Raw genomic sequence first — 20,443 nt, 5'->3', positions numbered from 1 at the left:
CCTGCCGCGACCGGGGGGTGCTGATGGACCGGCGGGGTGCGCCGCGCCCCGTGCCGTTCCCACCCCGGGCCGCGGGCATCGCCCCGCACTTGCCCGCGCTGAATCGTTCACGTCATCAGCTCCAAAGGATGCGCAGGGGTGACGTGGCCCCGCACGGGTGCGGCAGGCCCTCCGACCGCGCGCCGCCTGCGCTTCCGCGCCGCCCGCGCTGTCCGCGCTGGCGCGCCGCCCGCGCTGTGCGCGCTGTCCGCGCTGTCCGCGCTGTGCGCGACGTCCGCGCTGTGCGCGCTTGCTCGACGTCCGCACCGGCCGGCGTGGGCACCGGCCGAGCTGAGCCCCGGCCGGGCACTGCCGCGGATCCAACGAGCGGGCGGGAACGGCGCGAGGGCGCGCCGACCGGTCGGTCGACGCGCCCTCGGCTTCAGGCAGGTGGTGCTCAGGCGGTGAAGCGCACCCGGCGGCGGCGGGCCACCACGAACAGGATCGCGCCCGCGGCCAGCAGCACGACGGCGCCGGCGGTGATGCCACCGGTGGCGGCGCCGGTGACCGGCAGGCCGCCACCCTCACCCTCGTCGCACTTCTTCGGCTGGGTGTACTCGATGGTCTCGGAGCCCTCGACCACGTCGTAGGAGACGGTGACCTTCAGGCCCTGGTACGCGTCGAAGGTGACCGAGCTGGTCTTGCCTGGGGTCGACTCGAGCTTCTTGGTGACGCCCTTCTCGGTGGTGAACGTGGCGGTGAAGGGGATGCCCTTCGCCGGGTTCTCCACGATGAAGGTCATCTCGTCGCAGGTCTCCTCGAGCCGGAACACCGGCTCCTCCGGCTCGCTCGGCGTGCTCGACGGGGTCGCGGTCGGGCTGGTGCTCGACGGCGACGGGGTGACCTCGGGGGACTTGGTCGGCTCCGGGGACTTGGTCGGCTCCGGCGTGGTCGGCGCGCTCGGCGACGGCGACTCGGTTGCGGCGCAGTCGCCGGCCGGCTGCGCGGAGACGGTGCGCTCCTCGGTGATGATCCGGTCGCCCCGCTCCCACCGGGCCTCGACGGTCAGCTTGAGCTCCGGCAGCGCGCCGGTGAAGGTGTGCGCCTGGGTGCCGGTCAGCGGGCCGTCACCCTTCTTGGGCAGCACCGCGTTCAGTGCCAGCGCGCCGGTGAAGCTGCCCGGCACGGTCGAGTCGAGCTTGGTGATGGTGCCCTCGAGGTCGGTCTCGCTGTTGCCGACGGTCCAGCTGACGATGATCTTGCCGTCCGGCGCGGCGCAGTAGGTGCCCGAGGGCTCGGGGTGGTGGGCAATCGCGGGGCCGGCGACCGTGGCGACGCCGGCGAGGCCGATCAGCGTGCCAGCGGCGATCGCCGCGACGCGCCGGAACTTCAGGCGGTTCACGTGTACTCCTTGCGGGGGGAGATTCGCGGGGTGTGCGGCCGGGGAGGCGGGAGCCGGCGGGACCGAGCGGTCGTGGCTCAGCGCGACCTCCTCGGGGTCGCGGCGCGTCCGCGCGAGCGCGAGCGCGCCGGGTGACCGTACCGACGGGTAGTGAGCGCTCCGGCCGGCGGAGGCGGTTGTTGCCGTTTCGAGATCATCGATGGACCGAGCGTCACCGGACGATTGCTCCCCATGATGGACGGTCGATACGCGAAGGGCGCGCCGGCCGGTCGTCGGCGCGCCCTCGGGCGACCACAGTGGATCAGGCGGTGAAGCGGATCCGTCGACGTCGGGCCATGACGAAGAGCACCGCGCCGGCCGCCAGCAGGGCGAGCGCGCCCGCGGCGATGCCGCCGGCCGCCGCGCCGGTCACCGGCAGGCCCTCGCCGGGCGTACCGCCGCCGGCGCCGCCCTCGGCGCAGTCCTTCGGCTGCTCCCAGGCCAGCGGCCCGCCGGAGTCCAGGTCACCGGTCACCGTCACGGTCAGGCCCTTGCTGGCCTTGAAGCTGACCGAGCCGGTACGGCCCGGCTCGACGGTCAGCGTCCTGGCCTCGCCCTTGCTCGGGGTGAAGGTCGAGGTGACGGTCGCGCCGTCCTCCGGGTTGCTGATCCGGAAGGTCATCGCGTCGCAGGTCGACTCGTAGTCGGCGTCCGGCGCGCCAACCTCGGGCTGCTGGCAGTCCTCGGGCTTCTGCCAGCCGCCGGTGAAGTCCTTCATGCCCGCGGCGGTCACGGTGATGTCCTGCGCCTGCCCGGGGTTGAGCTTCCGGGTCTCGATCTTGCGCATGGGCACGCTGACGGTCTCGGTGAAGCCGCCGCTGCCGGTGATGGTGAAGGTCGCCGCGGCGTTGCCGGTCCGGTTGACCAGGGTCAGCTCGGCGCTACCCGCGCAGTCGGACTCGGCAATCACCTCGGGCGCCGCCGAGCAGCTGCCCGAGCCGCCGTTGTACCAGCCCTTCGGGCCGGTGGACCGGGCGCCGATGCCGGCGGAGCTGCCGACCTTGCGGTCGCCGTACCGGTCGCTGGTGTCGGTGAGCGGGTCGATGATCGTGCTGCCGAAGAGGAAGTCGACCTGGGTGTGGCAGTTCGGCACCTCGACCCGGAAGTCCAGGGTGGCCACACCCAGCTCGCCGTCGGCCACGCCGACGAACTTCTTGATCGACTTGTCGAGCACGTACTGCGGCACGGCGAATGTGGCCGACGGCGTCACGTACGACACCAGGGCCAGTTCCTGCTGCTCGCCCGTGCAGAGCGGGCCGTTGGTGAGGGTGATCGAGGCTTCGCCCTTCGGACCGTCGAAGGTGTGCGTGTACTTCGCGTCGACGGCCTTGACGCAGTTCGGCGCCGGCTGCGTCGGCGCGCTCGGCGAGGCGGTCACGGTCGGCGAGGCCGACGGCGAGGGCGACGTGTTGGTGGCGCTCGCCGGCGCCGTGAAGGCGAAGGCCGTGGCGAGGCCGGCCAGCGCGGCGGCGGCCACGGCGAGCGGTCGCCGGAGCGACGGCTGGGGACGGATCACGCGTACTCCCGGGGTGAAGATGCGTCAGGGTGCGGCGTGGGGTGGCGGTGGCTCTGGTCCCGGTCGCATTGCGGCACGTCCCGTGACGGCGCGCTCCCCGGCGCCGCGCGGCCGGCGGAGCGTCGCCGGCACCCGGCCGACCCTAAACGGATCGCCGTCGGCGTTACAGCGCTCAGGAGGGGCTAAGGATCATGTTATGAATCTGAGATCATTGATATACCAGCAGTGATCATGAGGGCACCGGTCCGGGACGCACCGTGTCGGCCGGGCCGGCCCGGCCGTCGCGTAGCGTCATCTGCATGAGCAGGGGTAGACCGTGACCCGGATCGTCGCCGGCACGCTCGGCGGCCGGCGGCTCGCCGCGCCGCCCGGCGCCGGCACCCGACCCACCTCCGACCGGGTCCGCGAGGCGTTGTTCAGCGCGGTGCAGACCGAGATCGACCTGGTCGGCGCCCGCTTCGCCGACCTGTACGCCGGCTCCGGCGCGGTCGGACTGGAGGCGCTCTCCCGGGGCGCCGAGCACGTGCTGCTGGTCGAGTCCGACCCGCGTGCCGCCCGCGTGATCAGGGAGAACGTCGCCGCGCTCCGGGCCGCCCCGGCCGCCCGGCTGGTCACCGGCAAGGTGGCCGGCGTGCTCGCGGCCGGGCCGGGCGGCGAGCCGTACGACGTGGTTTTCGCCGATCCGCCGTACGCGGTGCCCGACGCCGACATCACCGCCATGCTGGCCGCCCTGGTGGAGCACGACTGGCTGGCCCCCGGAGCCCTGGTGGTGGTGGAGCGCTCCAGCCGCACCGGCCCCGTCGAGTGGGTGGAGGGCGTCACCGCGGAGCGCAGTCGCCGTTACGGCGAGACCAGCCTTTGGTACGGTCGCCGATCATGAGACGTGCGGTGTGTCCCGGCTCGTTCGACCCGGTCACCAACGGACACCTCGACATCATCGGACGGGCCAGCCGGCTCTTCGACGAGGTGATCGTCGGCGTGCTGGTGAACCAGGCGAAGAGTGGCCTGTTCACCGTCGAGGAGCGGATCGACATGCTCCGCGAGGTGACCTCCTCGTACGAGAACGTCCGGGTCGAGTCCTTCCGTGGCCTGCTGGTCGACTTCTGTCGGGCGCAGGAGGCCAGCGTGCTGATCAAGGGCCTGCGGGCGGTCAGCGACTTCGACTACGAGTTGCAGATGGCGCAGATGAACATCGGCCTCGCCGGGGTCGAGACGCTGTTCATGCCGACCAACCCGCTCTACTCCTTCCTCTCCTCCAGCCTGGTCAAGGACGTGGCGAAGTGGGGTGGCGACATCTCCGCGCACGTGCCGGACGTGGTGCGCCACGAGCTGGTCGCCCGGCTCGGCCCGGAGCACCGGGGCTGACCCCTCGCCACGCACCGCCGCCCGCCGGAACCGGCGGGCGGCTCGTCGCGACGCGCCGCGCCGGGGTGGATCGGGCGGGGCTCGCCCGCGCAGGACATCATGTGTGGAGCGGGAACCCGGCCGTAACCCGCATCATGTAGGTCGGCCGACGAACGACAGGAGTGAGGTACCGGTGGACCCGCTCGATCGCATCGACGAACTGATCGCCATGGTGGAGCAGGCCCGCTCCGTCCCGATGTCGCGGAACAACTGCATGGTCGACCGGGGCGAGATGATCGCGGTCCTGGACGAGCTGCGTGCCGAACTCCCCGCCGACCTGCGCCGGGCCGCCGCACTCCTGGAGGAGCGGGACAAGATCATGGAGGCCGGCAAGCGGGAGGCCGACCGGATCATCAGCGAGGGTGAGGCGGAACACGCCCGCCTGGTGTCGGTGAACGAGATCACCGTCTCGGCGGAGCACGAGGGCGCCCGGATCATCGCGGAGGCCCGGGCCGAGGCGCAGCGGCTGCGCGACGAGGTCGACGACTACGTCGACACGGCGCTGGCCAACTTCGAGCAGTTCCTGACCCGCGCGCTGGCCTCGATCGAGCGCGGCCGGGACAAGATGCACGCGCTGCGCGAGATCGGCACCTTCGGTGGGGACGAGGCCGAACGCCCGCTACCCTTCTGAGCGGCACCTCACCAGCCGACACTCGGGGCGGGGGTCGCCCCCGGTTCGACGCTGGGGCGGTCGCCCAGGTAACCTTTTTTGTCGGCCTCTCACCGGCCGGAGTCTGACTATGCCCAAACACTCGCCATCGACACTCAATCCCAGGTCGCCGCTGGTCCTCGACACGAGGGACCTGCCGCGTCGGCCTGGTGCGTTGCGTACGGTCAAGCGGGTCGCCTCGGCACCGGCGGACCTCGGCGTGGAGTTGATCGGCGTGCCGGAGGGCGCGGACCTCGACCTCGACCTGAGGTTGGAGTCGGTGTCCGAGGGCGTGCTCGTCTCCGGGACCATCAGCGGTCCCGTCCGGGGCGAGTGCGGCCGGTGCCTGCGCGCGATCAACGACTCGGTGGTCGTGAACATCCAGGAGCTGTACGCGTACGAGAACAGCACCACGGACGACACGACCGACGAGGACGAGGTGGGCCGGATGCAGGGCGATCTGATCGACCTGGAGCCGGCGCTGCGGGACGCGGTGGTGCTGACGCTGCCGACCAACCCGCTCTGCCGGGAGGACTGCCCAGGACTGTGCCCCGAGTGCGGGGTGCACTGGGACGATCTGCCGGTCGACCACAGCCACCAGCAGATCGACCCGCGTTGGGCGGGCCTGTCGCAACTGAACCGTACAGAGGAGTAGGAACCGTGGCCGTCCCGAAGCGCAAGATGTCGCGCAGCAACACCCGGTCCCGCCGGGCGAACTGGAAGGCGGCCGTGGTCGCGACCGTGGCCTGCCCGCAGTGCAAGTCGCCCAAGCTGCCGCACGCCGCGTGCTCCGTCTGCGGCACGTACAACGGCCGCCAGGTCCTCGAGGTCTGAGACCTGGACGCCGAGTGACGCCCCCGACCACGGGTCGGGTGGCGCGCGCACCCTGGCGATCGCCCGGTGCCCCGGCTCCTTCCGACGCCGGCCGGCCTGCTCCGGCCGGCGTTCCGATGGAGCCGGGCGCCGCGCGGATCGCCGTTGACCTCCTCGGCGGGGACGATGCCCCCGCCGTCGTGGTTGACGGCGCTCTGCGAGCCGTACGCGCCGATCCGAACCTGCACCTGCTGCTCGTCGGCCCGACCGAGGTCGCGGCCGCGGTGACCGACGCCCTCACCCCGGCGCAGCGCGCCCGGACGACGGTCCGCCCGGTGTGGGTCGCCGCCGGCCCGGCGCACCACGCACCGCGCGCCGACAGCACCGTCCGCGCGGCCGTCGCCGCGATCCGCGACGGCGCCGCCGACGCGCTGGTCTCCGCCGGTTCGACCGGCGCCACCGTCTCCGCCGCCGCGCTCGGCTTCGGCCGCTGGGCCGACGTCCGCCGGCCGGCCCTGGTGGCCACCCTGCCGGCCGTCGCCGGCCCGGTGGTCCTGCTCGACGTCGGCGGCTCCCTGGAACCCCGCCCGCTCACCCTCGCCCGGCACGCCGTGCTCGGCGCCGCCTACGCCGCGGTCGCGCACGCCGTCGACCGGCCCCGGGTCGGCCTGCTCTCGGTCGGCACGGAGGCCGGCAAGGGCGACCGTCCCCGCAAGGCCGCCGACGCCCTGCTCACCGCCGCGTCGCTGCCCTGCGGGGCGCGCTACGTCGGCCTGGTCGAGGGGTACGACGTCGCGCTCGGCGCGCGCGCCGACGTGGTGGTCACCGACGGGTTCACCGGTAACGTGCTGCTCAAGGCGATCGAGGGCGCGTACGCGATGGCCGGCGGCCCGCCCGCCGGCGGCGGTGCCCCCCGCGCGGCGGCCCTGCTCGGGGTGGCCGGGACGGTGGTGGTGTGCCACGGCGCCGCCGGGGCCGAGGACGTGGCGTCCGGCATCGCCCTCGCCGCCCACCTGTGGCGGCGGGGCGCCAGCGACCGGGTCCGCGCGCTGCTCGACGGCGCCGCCGTCGGATCGCCGGCCGTGGACCGCATCGACGAGGTACGTCCGTGAGCGCGAGAACGGGGTTCGCGCCCCCGGCAGTCCCGAACGAAGAGGTAGGCACATGACGAACGACAAGCGGCGGCGTGCTCCCGTCGGTCACCTCGAGGCGGCGTTCGGTGTGACGCTCGACCCCGAACTGCTGGAGCGCGCGCTCACCCACCGCTCGTACGCGTACGAGAACGGTGGCCTGCCCACCAACGAGCGGCTGGAGTTCCTCGGCGACTCGGTGCTCGGGGTGGTGATCACCACCGCGCTCTTCCGCAACCACCCGGACCTGCCCGAGGGGCAGCTCGCCAAGCTGCGGGCCAGCGTGGTGAACATGCGCGCGCTGGCCGACGTGGCGCGCGGCCTGGGGCCGGACGGGCTCGGCGCGTACCTGCTGCTGGGCAAGGGTGAGGAGAGCACCGGCGGCCGGGACAAGGCGAGCATCCTCGCCGACACCCTGGAGGCGCTGCTCGGCGCGATCTACCTCCAGTACGGCCTGGAGACCGCCGCGATCGTCATCCACCGGCTCTTCGACCCGCTGATGGCGGAGTCGGCCGGCCGGGGCGCCGCGCTGGACTGGAAGACCAGCCTCCAGGAGCTCACCGCCGCGCTGGGGCTGGGCGTCCCGGAGTACCGCATCGAGGGCACCGGGCCGGACCACCTCAAGACCTTCACGGCCTGGGTGGTGGTGGCCGGCAACCGCTACGGCGGGGCCGAGGGGCGCAGCAAGAAGGAGGCCGAGCAGCGGGCGGCCGAGGCGGCCTGGCGGGAGCTGACCGAGCAGGCCGAGAAGGAGCAGGCCGAGCGGGCCGAGCAGGAGCAGGCCGAGCGGGCGGCGGCGGAGGCCGGGGCGGCCACCGACCCGGCCGAGGCGGGGCTGGGCCGTGCCTGAGCTGCCCGAGGTCGAGACGGTCCGGCAGGGCCTGGCCCAGTGGGTCACCGGCCGCCGGATCACCTCGGTCGAGGTACGCCACCCGCGCGCCGTCCGGCGGCACGTCCCCGGCGCGGGCCACTTCGCCGACGTGCTGGCCGGTCGGACGGTCACCGACGTGCGCCGGCGCGGCAAGTACCTCTGGCTCCCGCTGGACAGCGGCGACGCCCTGATCGGCCACCTCGGGATGTCCGGCCAACTGCTGCTCCAGCCGATCGCGGCGGCCGACGAGCTGCACCTGCGGGTCCGGTTCCGGTTCGCCGACGACGGTCCGGAGCTGCGCTTCGTCGACCAGCGCACCTTCGGTGGCCTCTCGGTCAGCGAGGGCGGCGCCGAGCTGCCCGCGGAGATCGCGCACATCGCGCGGGACCCGATGGACGAGGAGTTCTCCGACGCCGGGTTCGTCGCGGCGCTGCGGCGACGGCGTACTGAGGTGAAGCGGGCGCTGCTGGACCAGACGCTGATCTCCGGGGTGGGCAACATCTACGCCGACGAGGCGCTCTGGCGGGCGAAGCTGCACGGCGCCCGCCCGACCGACGCGCTGACCGCCCCGGCGGCCACCCGGCTGCTCGGCCACGTCCGCGACGTCCTCGGCGAGGCGATCAAGCAGGGCGGCACCAGCTTCGACGAGCTCTACGTCAACGTCAACGGCGAGAGCGGCTACTTCGACCGGTCGCTCAACGCGTACGGCCGGGAGGGCGAGCCCTGCCGGCGGTGCGGTACGCCGATCCGGCGCGAGTCGTTCATGAACCGGTCGTCGTTCAGCTGCCCGCGGTGTCAGCCGCGGCCCCGGGGCGCCCTGAAGGGGTGACCCCGAGCCGGCTCGGGGTTGCGCCGGTGTGCCGTCCCCGGGCGTCCCGCAGATCCGCCCGGTTTGCCCGGCCGTCCGCTCCGATCACCCGCACGGCCGGCTTTCGCCGGGTCCGGGGCGAGCCGGGGCCGATCCCCGATGTCCGCGCCCGCCGTTGTCCCTAGCGTCGACACGGTCGGCAGCGGGCCGACGCGTGGAGGGGGGCCCGGGAGATGGGCAGGAGACCGGTGACGGTGCGGGTGGCGCGGTGGAGCGCCGAGCACCCGTGGCGCGCGATCGCGCTCTGGGTGGTGTTCGTGGCGGTGTGCTTCGTCGGGGGCAACGCCGCCGGCATGAAGGAGGCGACGAGCGCCGACCAGGCGGTGGGGGAGTCCGGCCGCGCCGAGGCGATCGTCACCGAGGGGAACTTCGCCGACCCGGCGGTCGAGAACATCCTGATCACCTCCCGGGCCGGGGCGCTGGACCAGGCCGCGGCGAAGCGCGCGGCGGCCGACGCCGCCGACCGGCTCCGGCAGGTCACCGGGGTCGCGTCGGTGGGCACGCCGGTGCCGTCCCACGACGGCGACGCCCTGCTGCTGCCGATCACCATGTCCGGCGAGCGCGAGGACGCGTCCGACCGGGTGCAGCCGCTGCGCGACGCCACCGCCGAGGTCCAGGCGGCGCACCCGCAGCTGCGCGTCGAGGAGGTCGGCGGGCCGTCGATCAGCCAGGCGCTGGACGAGACCCTGGGCAAGGACTTCAAGCGGGCCGAGCTGCTCAGCCTGCCGGTCACCCTGGCCATCCTGATCGTCGCGTTCGGCGCGCTGATCGCCGCCGGCGTGCCGGTGCTGCTGGCGCTCTCCTCGGTGGCCGCCGCGATGGGGCTGTCCACCCTGGCCTCGCACCTGGTGCCGGCCACCGACACCACGGCCAGCGTGATCCTGCTGATCGGCATGGCCGTCGGCGTCGACTACTCGCTGTTCTACGTCCGCCGGGAACGGGAGGAACGGGCCAAGGGGCGCTCCGGGCTCGACGCGGTGGAGATCGCGGCGGAGACGTCCGGGCACGCGGTGGTGGTCTCCGGCTTCGCCGTGGTCATCTCGATGGCCGGGCTGCTGCTCGCCAACGACGCGGTCTTCTCCTCCCTCGCGGTCGGCTCGATCCTGGTGGTCGCGGTCGCGGTGACCGGCTCGCTGACCGTGCTGCCGGCGCTGCTGGCCAAGCTCGGCCGCTGGGTCGACCGGCCCCGGGTGCCGCTGCTCTGGCGGCTCACCGCCCCGCGTACCGGGCCGGACGGCCGGCCGGCGACGCCGCGCTTCTGGCCGGCCGTGCTGCGCCCCGCGCTGCGGGCGCCGCTGGCCACCCTGGTCGTCTCGGTCGGGCTGCTGCTCGCCCTGGCCGCGCCCGCGCTGGGCATGAAGCTGAACTTCCCCGGTATGGAGGACCTGCCGCGCACCACGCCGGCGATGCAGGCGTACGACCGGCTCACCGCCGCCTTCCCGAGCACCGGCACCAGCCACCAGGTGGCCGTGCGGGCGCCCGCCGAGCAGGCCGACCGGGTGCGCGCCGCGCTGACCGAGCTGGCCGGGCGGGCCGGCGCCGACCCGCTGTTCGCCCCGGTCGAGGCGGACGGCCCGAAGATCGAGGTGTCGGCCGACCGGCGGGTGTCGGTGCTGGAGCTGGCCACCCCGTACGCCGGCCGGTCCGACCAGGCGGCGCGCTCGCTGGACGAGCTCCGCGACGACCTGCTGCCGGCGGCGCTCAAGGGCATCCCCGGCGTCGAGTACGCGGTCGGCGGCGAGGTCGCCGGCAACCAGGACTACGCCCGGCACATCGGGGAGAAGCTGCCGATCGTGATGGCCTTCGTGCTGGCGCTGACGTTCGCGGTGATGGTGCTGACGTTCCGTTCGGTGGTCGTCGCGCTCACCTCGATCGTGCTCAACCTGCTCTCCGCCGGCGCCGCGTACGGCCTGCTGGTGCTGGTCTTCCAGGGCACCTGGGCGGAGGGGCTGCTCGGGTTCACCTCGATGGGGGCGATCGTCTCCTGGCTGCCGCTCTTCCTCTTCGTGGTGCTCTTCGGGCTCTCCATGGACTACCACGTCTTCGTGGTCAGCCGGATCCGCGAGGGGGTCCGGGCCGGCATGTCGAACCGCGACGCGGTGGCGTACGGGATCACCTCGTCGGCGGGCGTGGTGACCAGCGCGGCCGTCGTCATGGTCGGGGTGTTCGGGATCTTCGCCTCGCTCAGCACGATCGACATGAAGCAGCTCGGCGTCGGGTTGGCCGCCGCGATCCTGCTGGACGCCACGATCATCCGGGCGGTGGTGCTGCCGTCGCTGATGACGATGCTCGGCGACGCCAACTGGTGGGCCCCGCGCTTCCTGCGGCAGAAGGCGGCGGCCCCGCCGGCCGACCCGCCCGCCCCGACCCCGGAGCTGGTCGGCGCCCGCTGAATCTCCGCCGAGGGGCCCCTGCCGCGGCAGGGGCCCCTCGCGGCGTCAGGGGAGCTGGCAGGGGTCGCGCCAGGCGTCCAGCGACCGGTTCTTGCGGATGGAGGCGAAGCCGTACCCGAGGGTGGTCACGCAGAACGTCGCCGTGTGCCCGGTGTACTCGACGTGGAAGACCGGCTTGTCGGCGTCGGCGAACGGCAGCAGCTTGGCGCAGACCTTCAGCCGGACGCACTCCTCGACGACCGCGAAGTCGAAGTCGGGCGCGAGCGCGGCGACCTGGCCGACGTCGTTCATCAGGCCGGGGGAGAGGTCGAGGGAGCGGGCCAGCACCGCCAGCCGCCGGTTGAACGTCAGTTGTTCGTCGTAGCCGAGCGGGAAGCCGGAGCGGTGGGCGTACCCGTCGGCGTCGGCCAGCGCCACCGCGCCGAAGCCCTTGCCCCGGCAGAGCCGGAATCGGTCGGCCAGCACCGGCTCCAGCACGTCCCACCGGCGTACGTCGAGCCAGCGGCGCTGCGCCCGGCCGGTGGGGGTGCCCCGCACCGCCGGCGGGAAGCGGGTGGCGTCCGGGTCGGTGCCGGCGTACGACCCGACGTGCACCTGGCAGACCAGCCGGCGGTCCCGTCCGCGCAGCGCGGAGGTCTCGGCGGCGGTGGTCCGTACCGGGTCGAGCAGGAAGACGTCCGCCGCGACGTCGGTGTCGACGGGCCCCTCGAGCTGCCACTGCCACTGCCACCGGTGCGCGTACGCGGTCGGCCACGGCGTCGGCGCGCCCGGCGGGACCAGCGGGGTGTGGCAGGCGGAGGTCAGCAGGGTGAGCGCGACGGCGGCCGGCAGGGCCCGGCGGACGCCGCGCCGGGTCGGGGGTCGCCGGCGCGCGGCGGTCGGCAGCGGCCCGCTCCGCCGCGCGGACGCTGGCAGCCGGATCCGCATCGGCAGCTCCCGGGTCGTCGGGCGGCGCGACACCGCCCCGCGCCGTCCCGCACGGCGCACCTCACCCGGTCAAACGAGACGCCCCCGCCGACGACGCGGTCGCGTCGTGGACGGGGCCCTGCGGTACGCCTCAGCGCGGGGCGGCGAAGACCTGGGTCCAGTACGGCCCGTTGCTGCTGGCCACGCCGACGCCGATCTCGGTGAACGCGCAGTTGAGGATGTTGGCCCGGTGCCCGGAGCTGTTCATCCAGGCGTCCATCACCGCGGCCGGGGTCTTCTGGTTCCAGGCGACGTTCTCGCCGTAGGTGCGCCAGGTGTAGCCGACCCGATCGATCCGGTCACCGGCGTCGCTGCCGTCGCTGCCGGTGTGCGACATGTTCTGGTGGTCGGCCTGGTCCTGGCTGTGCCGCTGGGCGGCGAGCATCAGCTTGTCGTCGATGCTCACCTTCCCGCAGCCGGCCTTGGCCCGTTCGGCGTTGACCAGGTCGACGACCTGCTGCGCCTGGCTGCCGACGCCGGGGCTGACGGAGTTGGGGGTCGACGCGCTGCTGGTTCGGGTGCTCTGCCGGGACGCGGCCGTGGTCCGCTTCGGCGCGGGTGTCGGCTTGACCGTCCGGCTCGGCGACGGGGTCGGGCGGGCGGTGGTCGGCGTGCCGGTGGGGGAGGCGGTGGCGGCGCCGGCCAGCGCGTCGGCGGGGGTCCCGGCGTCCGGCGCCAGCGGGGCGGCGGCGACGGTGTCGTCGACGGAGGCCGGGTCGGCCGCTCCGCCGTCGCCACCGGCCAGCGCCAGGGCGCCCACGCCGAGGCTCACCACCAGCGTGGCGGCCGCGGCGGTGCCGCCGATGACCAGCGGGCGCGGGAACCGGCTCCGCTGCCGGTGCCGGCCCTGCCCCTCGGCCGACGGCTCGGCGTCGACGGCCCGCAGGCCGCCGGTGGCGTGCCGCCAGTCGGCGGGCGGGGCGAACTCGGGAGCGGGCGCGAAGGAGGCGCCGGGCGCGTCCGGGTACGCCACCGGGTCGAGGTGACCGTTCGGCGGGCCGGCCGGGGTCCGGTCGGTCCACGCGTACGGCCGGTCGTCCGGTTCGGTACGCCGCTGCGCGGTCGGGGCGTCCGCCAGGTCGTCGCCCGGCTGTCCCGGCTCGTCGCCGAAGAGGTACGCCGAGCGCGGCTCGGGACGGTCGGTCAGCCAGGCCGGCGGCTCGTCGGTGGGCGGTTGCGGGCGCCGGGGGGCGTCGTCCGGGTCGATCGGGTCGGTCCAGCCGTACACGCCTGTCGCCTCCACGGGGTCGGTTGTGGGCCGCGCTGACGCTACGGGTGTGCCCTGAACTGCGGCAACGTGGCTAAGGAAGAGTTAAGGCGATGTCGACTCACGTAGTGACCGTACGCACATTTCCCGGCGTACAGTTAAGGAGTCCGGACAGAGCGTGTCCGAGCCTTGCGGCCCCCCGGCAAGTGGACAGGGTAGACGTGGAGATGATCTACGGCCTGCGTGAACTTGACGAAGAGGGGGGTGTCGGCTCAATATGTAGGTGTCGCCAGTCGCGCCCAGTCATGCCCGGATTATGCCGGCGTGGCAGTCGCGGACAGTTGTTGGGCGCGCGTTGGCCGGCCTTTCCGGCAGCGCATATCAAGGAGTCAGCATGGCGAAAGCCCTCTACGGCCACGTAGGTGCAGCGCCCGACCGGCGTCTGCTCGACGAGGTCACCCGTCTGCGGGCCAGGGTTCAGGCACTCGAGTTCGAGATCACGCGGCTACGTGCCGACAACGATCGGCTCGCCGCGGCCGCCGCGGAGGCCGACGACCTCCTCCGGCTGGCCGAGCCGGCCCTGACCTGATCCAGGGGATCCGGAAAAACTGAATCGCACCACCGCGAAAACGCGCGCCGACACTTATGTGCCGGCGCGCAGCTCTGTCTCCCGTGGTTTTCCGCCCGCAATTCCCCGATCTTGTAGGCGTCGACTCCGCCATTCGCCGTCCGGTCCGCGCGCCGTGGCCGTCCCGCGGGGCGGGTCGCGTGCCGACGGGTCGCCGCCGACGGGTTAGTCTGCGGGTTCACCAGGCTCGCGCAGCCGGCGACGGTACGGCGGCCACCGGACGAGGATCGAGAAGGTGCATCTCAAGAGCCTGACGGTGAAGGGTTTCAAGTCCTTCGCCTCCGCCACGACGCTCAAGCTGGAGCCCGGGATCACCTGCGTGGTCGGCCCGAACGGCTCCGGCAAGTCCAACGTCGTCGACGCCATCGCCTGGGTGCTGGGCGAGCAGGGCGCCAAGGCGCTGCGCGGCGGCAAGATGGAGGACGTCATCTTCGCCGGCACCGCCGGGCGGGCGCCGCTGGGCCGGGCCGAGGTCACCCTCACCATCGACAACACCGACGGCGCCCTGCCGATCGAGTACACCGAGGTCTCCATCACCCGCCGGATGTTCCGCTCCGGCGAGAGCGAGTACGAGATCAACGGCGACTCCTGCCGGCTGCTCGACATCCAGGAACTGCTGTCGGACTCCGGCATCGGCCGGGAGATGCACATCATCGTCGGCCAGGGCCGGCTCGACGGGATGCTGCACGCCAAGCCGGAGGACCGGCGGGCGTTCATCGAGGAGGCGGCCGGCGTCCTCAAGCACCGCAAGCGCAAGGAAAAGGCGCTGCGGAAGCTCGACGCGATGCAAGTGAATCTCAACCGCTTGACCGACCTCACCGCCGAGCTGCGCCGCCAGCTCAAGCCGCTGGGCCGGCAGGCCGAGGTGGCCCGGCGGGCCGCCGCCATCCAGGCCAACCTGCGCGACGCCCGGCTGCGGCTGCTCGCCGACGACCTCGCCACCCTGCGCACCACCCTGGACCGGGAGATCGCCGACGAGACCGCGCTGCGCGAGCGGCGCGAACAGGTCGAGGCCGAACACACCGAGGTGCAGGCCCGCCTGGGCGAGCTGGAGGCGGCCCTGGCCGAGGACGCGCCGCTGCTCGCCGCCGCCCAGGACACCTGGTACAAGCTCTCCGCCCTGCAGGAACGGTTCCGCTCCATCGAGCAGCTCGCCCGGGAACGGCTGCGCCACCTCAGCGCCACCACCGACGACGAGCGGCCCGGCCGCGACCCGGAGCAGCTGGAGGCCGAGTCGCAGCGGGTCCGCGAGCAGGAGGAGGAGCTGCGCGCGGCGCTCACCGACGACCAGATCCGGCTGGCCGAGGCGGTGGAGCACCGGCAGGAGCAGGAACGGCAACTGGCCGCCGCCGAGCGGGAACTGGTCGCCGCCGCCAAGGCGATCGCCGACCGCCGGGAGGGCCTGGCCCGGCTCACCGGCCAGGTCAACTCGGCCCGGGCCCGCACCACCAGCGCCGGCGAGGAGATCGAGCGGCTCGCCGCCGCCCCCGCCGACGCGCAGGCCCGCGCCGAGAAGGCCCAGGCCGACCTGGACGCGGTGGCCGAACAGTCCACCGAGGCGGACCGGGACAACGCCGAACTCGACGAGCGGTACGCCGAGGCCGTCGCCGTCCACGAGAAGGCCCAGGCCGCCGTGCGCTCCCTCGCCGACGCCGAGCGGGCCGCCGAGAAGGACGCCGCCACCTGGAAGGCCCGCGAGGAGGCGCTCGCCCTCGGCCTGCGCCGCAAGGACGGCGCGGGCGCGCTGCTGGCCCGCGCCGGCGACGTGCCCGGCCTGCTGGGCAGCCTGGCCGGCCTGCTCACCGTCGCCCCCGGCCACGAGGCGGCCCTCGCCGCCGCCCTCGGCGGGCTCGCCGACGCGGTCGCGGTCAGCGGGGTGGACGAGGCCGTCGAGGCGATGCGACTGCTGAAGATCTCCGACGCCGGGCGGGCCGGGCTGCTGGTCGGCAGCCCCGCCGGCCCCGGCATGGACGGCCCGGCCGACGCCCTGCGCCCGAAGCTGCCGGACACCGCCCGCTGGGCGCCCGACCTGGTGGAGTGCGCCGCCGAGATCCGCCCGGCCGTGCACCGGGCGCTGCGCGACGTGGTGCTCGTCGCCGACCTCGCCGCCGCGGCCGAGCTGGTCGCCGGCAACCCGGAACTGCGCGCGGTCACCCCGGACGGCGACGTGGTCGGGGCGTACGCGGCGGCCGGCGGGTCGGCCAAGGCGCCCAGCTACATCGAGGTGCAGGCCGCCGTCGAGGAGGCCCGCACCAATCGGCTCACCGCCGAGCGGACCAGCGCCGAGCTGCGCGACCAGCTGGTCGACGCGCGCGCCGAGGTGGCTGCCGCCAAGGAGGCGGTGCAGCACGCCGCCGCCGCCAAGCGGGAGGCGGAGAGCCACCGCAACGCCGCCGCCCGCCGGCTCGCCGAGCTGGGCGCCGCCGCCCGCTCCGCGAAGGCGGAGACCGATCGGCTCGGCGAGTCCCGCTCCCGCGCCGAGGCCGCCCGCGAACGCGACCTGCTCGCCCTGGCCGAGCTGGAGGAGCGGCTGCGGCTGGCCGAGGACACCCCGATCGACGCCGAACCCTCCACCGAGGAGCGGGACCAGCTCGCCGCGATGGTGCCCCGGGCCCGGCAGAACGAGATGGAGGTCCGGCTGGCGGTGCGTACCGCCGAGGAGCGGGTCTCCTCGATCGCCGGCCGGGCCGACTCGCTGGCCCGGCAGGCCAGCGCCGAGCGGGCGGCGCGCGAACGCGCCGCGGCCCGGCGGGCGGCGCGGACCCGCGGCGCGGCCATCGCCCGGGCCGTGGTGGGCGGCGCCCGCGAGGCGCTCACCCGGCTCACCGCCTCGATCGCCGCGGCCGAGGAGCACCGCGACGCGGTGGCGCGCGAACGCGCCGGCCGCGAGGCCGAACTCCAGGAGGTACGCGGCGCGGCCAAGCGCCTCGGCGCGGAGCTGGAACGGCTGACCAGCCAGGTGCACCGCGACGAGGTGGCCCGCGCCGAGCAGCGGCTGCGCATCGAGCAGTTGGAGGCGAAGGCCGCCGAGGACTTCGGCCTGGACGTGGAGACCCTGGTCGCCGAGTACGGGCCGGACCAGCTCGTCCCACCCACCCAGGTCGACGTGGCGACGGCCGAACGCGACGGCCTGCCGGTGCCCGAGCCGGTCCGCTACGAGCGGCCGGTGCAGGAGAAGCGGGCCGCCAAGGCGGAGCGGGAGCTGGCTCTGCTCGGCAAGGTCAACCCGCTCGCGCTGGAGGAGTTCGCCGCGCTGGAGGAGCGCTTCAAGTTCCTCTCCGAGCAGCTGGAGGACCTGAAGGCCACCCGGCGGGACCTGCTCACCGTGGTCAAGGACGTCGACGACCGGATCCTGGAGGTCTTCGCCAGCGCCTTCGAGGACACCGCCCGGGAGTTCGAGCAGGTCTTCACCGTGCTCTTCCCCGGCGGCGAGGGCCGGCTGATCCTCACCGACCCGGAGGACCTGCTCACCACCGGCGTCGAGGTGGAGGCCCGCCCGCCGGGCAAGAAGATCAAGCGACTGTCGCTGCTCTCCGGCGGCGAGCGGTCGCTGACCGCGGTGGCCATGCTGGTGGCGATCTTCCGCGCCCGGCCCAGCCCGTTCTACATCATGGACGAGGTGGAAGCGGCGCTGGACGACGTGAACCTCGGCAGACTGATCACGCTGCTGGCACAGTTGCGGGAGAAGAGCCAGCTGATCGTCATCACGCACCAGAAGCGGACGATGGAGATCGCCGACGCGCTCTACGGCGTGACCATGCGCAGCGGGGTCACCCAGGTGATCAGCCAACGGCTCAACCGGGCCGACGAGGACGAGCGGCCTGGCCGCGGCGAGGAGAACGGGTAGTGGCTCGGGAACGCGCGACGGCGCTCCTGCTGGACTTCGACGGCGTACTGCGCCGGTGGGACCCGGCGGTGGCCGCCGGTGTCGAGCGGGAGTACGGCCTCTCCGAGGGGGTCCTCGGCGAGATCGCCATGCAGTGGGGGCGGCTCCAGCCGGTGCTGACCGGCCGGGTCAGCCACGCCGAGTGGGTGAGCAGCGTGGCGGACGCGCTGACCGATTCGGTGGGCAGCCCGGAACGGGCCCGCGCCGCCGTCGAGCAGTGGCAGCACTACCGGGGCGAGGTCGACCCGGAGGTGCTGGCGTTCGTCCGGGAGGTCCGCGCGGCGGGCGTCCGGGTCGGGCTGGGCACCAACGCCACCGACCTGCTCGACGCCGACCTCGCCGCGCTCGGCCTGGTCGGCGAGCTGGACGTGGTGGTCAACTCCTCGGTGATCGGCGTGCACAAGCCGGCCAAGGAGTACTTCCAGGCGGCCTGCGACGCGCTGCAGACCCCGCCGGCCCGGGTGCTCTTCGTCGACGACGAGGACTGGGCGGTCCGCGGCGCCCGCGCCGCCGGGCTGTCGGCGCACCGGTGGGGCGGCCCGGCCGACCTGCGCTACCTGCGGGCGGCGCTGGCGTACTGAGGCGGTGGATCGTACGGCCGAGGTGGCGGCCATCCCCCCGCACAGTGATGCCGCCACCTCGACGAGCCGGGGGACCGGTGGAGCCGGTCAGCAGAGCCCCGGCACCCGGGTCACCGTGAACGGTGGCGTCGGCGCGGCCGCGTTGAGCTGACTGTTGACCCAGAGCAGCCGGTCGCCGTCCCGGGCGATGGTGGTCGGCGACTGCGCGAGGCCGGCCGTCCCCGACTGCCGCACCACCCGCGCCGTCCGGCGGTCGGTGTCCAGCAGCGCCACGTTCACCGCGAAGCTCCAGCCGCCCGCGCCGTCGGGGAAGTTCACCACCCCGTAGAGGCGGTCGCCGTCGAGCAGCAGCCCGTCGGCGCCCAGTTGGCCGCCGGCCACCTCGACCACCGTGGCCGTCCGGCCGACCAGGTCCACCCGCCAGAGCCGCTCGCTGCCCGGTTCGCCGGTGCCCTGGTCGGCGACGAGCGCGACCCGGCCGCCGTCGGTGACGACGATCCCGTTGAGGAAGCCCGGGGCGGCCGGGAAGGCCGACGCCGGAACCCACGGGACGAGTTCCCCGACCCGCCCGTCGGTCAGTTCCGCACGCCAGAGCCCGCCGCCCGTCGAGTCGGTGACGTAGACGGCGTCGTCGGTCAGGGCCAGGTCGTTGAGGACCGCGCCGGCGGCCACCCGGCGGGTGACCAGCCTGCCGTCCGCGGCGTGCACGAAGAGGGCGCCGGTGTCCCAGCCGGCGACGAAGATCCGGCCGCGCCGGTCCAGGTGCACCCCGGCGGCCCGGGTACGCCCGTCCGCGCCGGCCGGCAGGAAGGGGCGCAGCTCCGGGTCGCGGACGTTGCCGCGGTAGACCGCCCCGTCGGTGACGCTGGTGACGTACATGGTGCCGTCGCCGGCCACGGCGATCCCCTCGGGCCGCACGCCCGGGTCCCGGGAGACGACGTACGTGTCGGGGCGCGGTTCGGCGGCGTGCGCCGGCGCGGGGACGGCGGTGGTCAGGACGGCGAGGCCGGCGGCGGTCGCGGCGAGCAGGTTCTTCATGGGCCGAGGATCGGGCCGGCCCGCACCGCGCTCCACCCCTTTCAGCCGGGGCCGAAAGGTGGTTAGCGTGCTCGACGTGATGACCCTGCACCTGACCGCGACCGACCTCAGCCGCACCGTGCTGCGCGCCGCGCCGTCGGTGCTGTTGGAGCTGGGGGCCGCCGGCCAGCGGCTCTTCGAGGCCGCCGTCCCGGAGCACCTCACCGCCTGGCGGGCGCGCACCCGCGCGGCGGTGCGCCCGCAGATGCGCCCCTACCTGGACCTGTGCCGGCTGCCGTGGTGGTTTCCGGACTTCCTCACCCCGCCGAGCCTCGGCAGCGACCTGACCGCCAGCCTGGACGAGGTCGCGGCCACCCCGACGGCGACGCTCGAGGCGGAGCTGCGGCCTCGGATCGAGGCCGGCGACCTGCCGGCGCGCGTCGCCGCCCTCGCCGCGGGGGAGCCGGTCGCCCGGCAGCGGCTCCGGGCGGCGATGGTGGCGTTCCACGAGGTCGCGGTGGCGCCGTACTGGGAGACGATCACGGCGGCGGTGCACGCCGACCGGGCCGTGCGGGGCAACACCATGGTCGACGCCGGCATCGAGCGGGTGCTGCGCAACCTCAGCCCCTACCTGTACTGGAAGCCGTGCGGGGAGCGGTACGAGCTGTCGTACGAGTGCGGCTTCGCGAACGAGATCGGGCTGGCTCCCGCCGGCCGGGGCGTCACCCTGGTGCCGTCCTACCTCGTGCCGCGCCCGTGCGTGCTCGACGACCCGACCGGTCCGCTCGTCCTGGCCTATCCCATCCGGCCCTCTCGGCGGGAGCTGACCAGCGGGCAACCCCTGGCGGACCTGCTGGGCCGCACCCGGGCGGCGGTGCTGGGCGCGATCGCCGGCGGGCCGAGCACCTCGCAGGTCGCCCGGACGGTGGGCATCTCCGTCGCCTCCGCCAGCCAGCACACGTCGACCCTGCGCCAGGCCGGGCTGATCACCACGCAGCGGGCCGGCCCGGCCGTGCTGCACACGCTGACCCCGCTCGGGGAGCACCTCCTGCGGGCCGGGCGCGGCAGCTGACCGACGCCCGGCGGCGGGAGGG

At 74.3% G+C, this 20,443-nt stretch carries 18 protein-coding genes; 13 read left to right on the top strand and 5 right to left on the bottom strand.

The genetic code is table 11. The features are described from left to right. Positions 1 to 436 precede the first annotated feature (436 nt). Together KBX37_RS22535 and KBX37_RS22530 are read right to left on the bottom strand one after the other, a co-directional pair. Positions 437 to 1,381: a cell wall anchor protein gene (locus KBX37_RS22535; RefSeq protein WP_210777903.1), complete on the bottom strand. Its 945-nt coding sequence runs from the start codon at positions 1,379 to 1,381 to the stop codon at positions 437 to 439. 301 nt (positions 1,382 to 1,682) lie between these two features. Further along, positions 1,683 to 2,936 carry a cell wall anchor protein gene (locus KBX37_RS22530; RefSeq protein WP_210777902.1) on the bottom strand — a complete coding sequence of 418 codons (1,254 nt, stop codon included), beginning with the start codon at positions 2,934 to 2,936 and terminating at the stop codon, positions 1,683 to 1,685. A 316-nt stretch (positions 2,937 to 3,252) separates the two neighbouring features. Between KBX37_RS22530 and rsmD the strand changes: the two genes are divergently transcribed. The 9 genes from rsmD (at position 3,253) to KBX37_RS22485 (ending at position 11,064) form a co-directional block, all read left to right on the top strand. Next, positions 3,253 to 3,816, top strand: coding sequence for a 16S rRNA (guanine(966)-N(2))-methyltransferase RsmD (gene rsmD / locus KBX37_RS22525; protein ID WP_210777901.1), 564 nt, complete (start codon positions 3,253 to 3,255; stop codon positions 3,814 to 3,816). Next, entirely contained in the window at positions 3,813 to 4,301 is a 489-nt protein-coding gene (coaD, locus tag KBX37_RS22520; protein ID WP_210777900.1) for a pantetheine-phosphate adenylyltransferase, read from the top strand. The genes rsmD and coaD overlap by 4 nt, the downstream gene beginning before the upstream one ends. A gap of 172 nt (positions 4,302 to 4,473) precedes the next feature. Continuing rightward, on the top strand, positions 4,474 to 4,971 hold the full coding sequence (locus tag KBX37_RS22515) for a hypothetical protein (protein ID WP_154943401.1): 498 nt from the start codon (positions 4,474 to 4,476) through the stop codon (positions 4,969 to 4,971). 109 nt (positions 4,972 to 5,080) lie between these two features. Beyond that, complete coding sequence (locus KBX37_RS22510; protein ID WP_210777899.1) at positions 5,081 to 5,644, top strand: DUF177 domain-containing protein; 564 nt, start codon at positions 5,081 to 5,083, stop codon at positions 5,642 to 5,644. 5 nt (positions 5,645 to 5,649) lie between these two features. Next, positions 5,650 to 5,823, top strand: coding sequence for a 50S ribosomal protein L32 (rpmF, locus tag KBX37_RS22505; protein WP_088646032.1), 174 nt, complete (start codon positions 5,650 to 5,652; stop codon positions 5,821 to 5,823). 116 nt (positions 5,824 to 5,939) lie between these two features. Beyond that, on the top strand, positions 5,940 to 6,914 hold the full coding sequence (locus KBX37_RS22500; RefSeq protein ID WP_210777898.1) for a phosphate acyltransferase PlsX: 975 nt from the start codon (positions 5,940 to 5,942) through the stop codon (positions 6,912 to 6,914). Positions 6,915 to 6,966: 52 nt separating this feature from the next. Continuing rightward, the gene (gene rnc, locus KBX37_RS22495; protein ID WP_210777897.1) at positions 6,967 to 7,782 is read left to right on the top strand and encodes a ribonuclease III; all 816 of its coding nucleotides are present in this window, start codon (positions 6,967 to 6,969) and stop codon (positions 7,780 to 7,782) included. After that, positions 7,775 to 8,632 carry a bifunctional DNA-formamidopyrimidine glycosylase/DNA-(apurinic or apyrimidinic site) lyase gene (gene mutM / locus KBX37_RS22490; RefSeq protein ID WP_210777896.1) on the top strand — a complete coding sequence of 286 codons (858 nt, stop codon included), beginning with the start codon at positions 7,775 to 7,777 and terminating at the stop codon, positions 8,630 to 8,632. Before rnc ends, mutM begins: the two co-directional genes overlap by 8 nt. 212 nt (positions 8,633 to 8,844) lie before the next feature. Continuing rightward, positions 8,845 to 11,064 carry an MMPL family transporter gene (locus KBX37_RS22485; protein ID WP_210777895.1) on the top strand — a complete coding sequence of 740 codons (2,220 nt, stop codon included), beginning with the start codon at positions 8,845 to 8,847 and terminating at the stop codon, positions 11,062 to 11,064. 45 nt (positions 11,065 to 11,109) lie between these two features. On the opposite strand, the gene KBX37_RS22480 is transcribed toward KBX37_RS22485, so the two are convergent. After that, the gene (locus KBX37_RS22480; protein ID WP_210777894.1) at positions 11,110 to 11,991 is read right to left on the bottom strand and encodes an endo alpha-1,4 polygalactosaminidase; all 882 of its coding nucleotides are present in this window, start codon (positions 11,989 to 11,991) and stop codon (positions 11,110 to 11,112) included. 130 nt (positions 11,992 to 12,121) lie between these two features. Then, positions 12,122 to 13,273: a CAP domain-containing protein gene (locus KBX37_RS22475; protein ID WP_210777893.1), complete on the bottom strand. Its 1,152-nt coding sequence runs from the start codon at positions 13,271 to 13,273 to the stop codon at positions 12,122 to 12,124. Between the two features lie 358 nt (positions 13,274 to 13,631). Between KBX37_RS22475 and KBX37_RS22470 the strand changes: the two genes are divergently transcribed. The 3 genes from KBX37_RS22470 (at position 13,632) to KBX37_RS22460 (ending at position 18,332) form a co-directional block, all read left to right on the top strand. Continuing rightward, a complete protein-coding gene (locus KBX37_RS22470; RefSeq protein ID WP_007456482.1) occupies positions 13,632 to 13,826 on the top strand; it encodes a hypothetical protein in 195 nt (64 codons plus the stop codon). A gap of 274 nt (positions 13,827 to 14,100) precedes the next feature. Further along, on the top strand, positions 14,101 to 17,712 hold the full coding sequence (gene smc / locus KBX37_RS22465) for a chromosome segregation protein SMC (RefSeq protein ID WP_210777892.1): 3,612 nt from the start codon (positions 14,101 to 14,103) through the stop codon (positions 17,710 to 17,712). After that, positions 17,712 to 18,332: an HAD family hydrolase gene (locus tag KBX37_RS22460; protein WP_210777891.1), complete on the top strand. Its 621-nt coding sequence runs from the start codon at positions 17,712 to 17,714 to the stop codon at positions 18,330 to 18,332. The genes smc and KBX37_RS22460 overlap by 1 nt, the downstream gene beginning before the upstream one ends. Before the next feature lie 87 nt (positions 18,333 to 18,419). Here KBX37_RS22460 and KBX37_RS22455 read toward each other — a convergent pair whose 3' ends face one another. Next, the gene (locus KBX37_RS22455; protein WP_210777890.1) at positions 18,420 to 19,370 is read right to left on the bottom strand and encodes an SMP-30/gluconolactonase/LRE family protein; all 951 of its coding nucleotides are present in this window, start codon (positions 19,368 to 19,370) and stop codon (positions 18,420 to 18,422) included. Between the two features lie 67 nt (positions 19,371 to 19,437). Here KBX37_RS22455 and KBX37_RS22450 point away from each other — a divergent pair, with 67 nt between their 5' ends. Beyond that, on the top strand, positions 19,438 to 20,421 hold the full coding sequence (locus KBX37_RS22450) for a helix-turn-helix domain-containing protein (RefSeq protein ID WP_307849164.1): 984 nt from the start codon (positions 19,438 to 19,440) through the stop codon (positions 20,419 to 20,421). Positions 20,422 to 20,443 lie beyond the last annotated feature (22 nt).

Origin of the sequence: Micromonospora sp. U56, from assembly GCF_018070095.1 — a bacterium.
Lineage (GTDB): Bacteria > Actinomycetota > Actinomycetes > Mycobacteriales > Micromonosporaceae > Micromonospora > Micromonospora purpureochromogenes.
The sequence above is the reverse complement of the archived record's forward strand: the minus strand, read 5'-3'. Positions and strand labels throughout refer to the sequence as shown.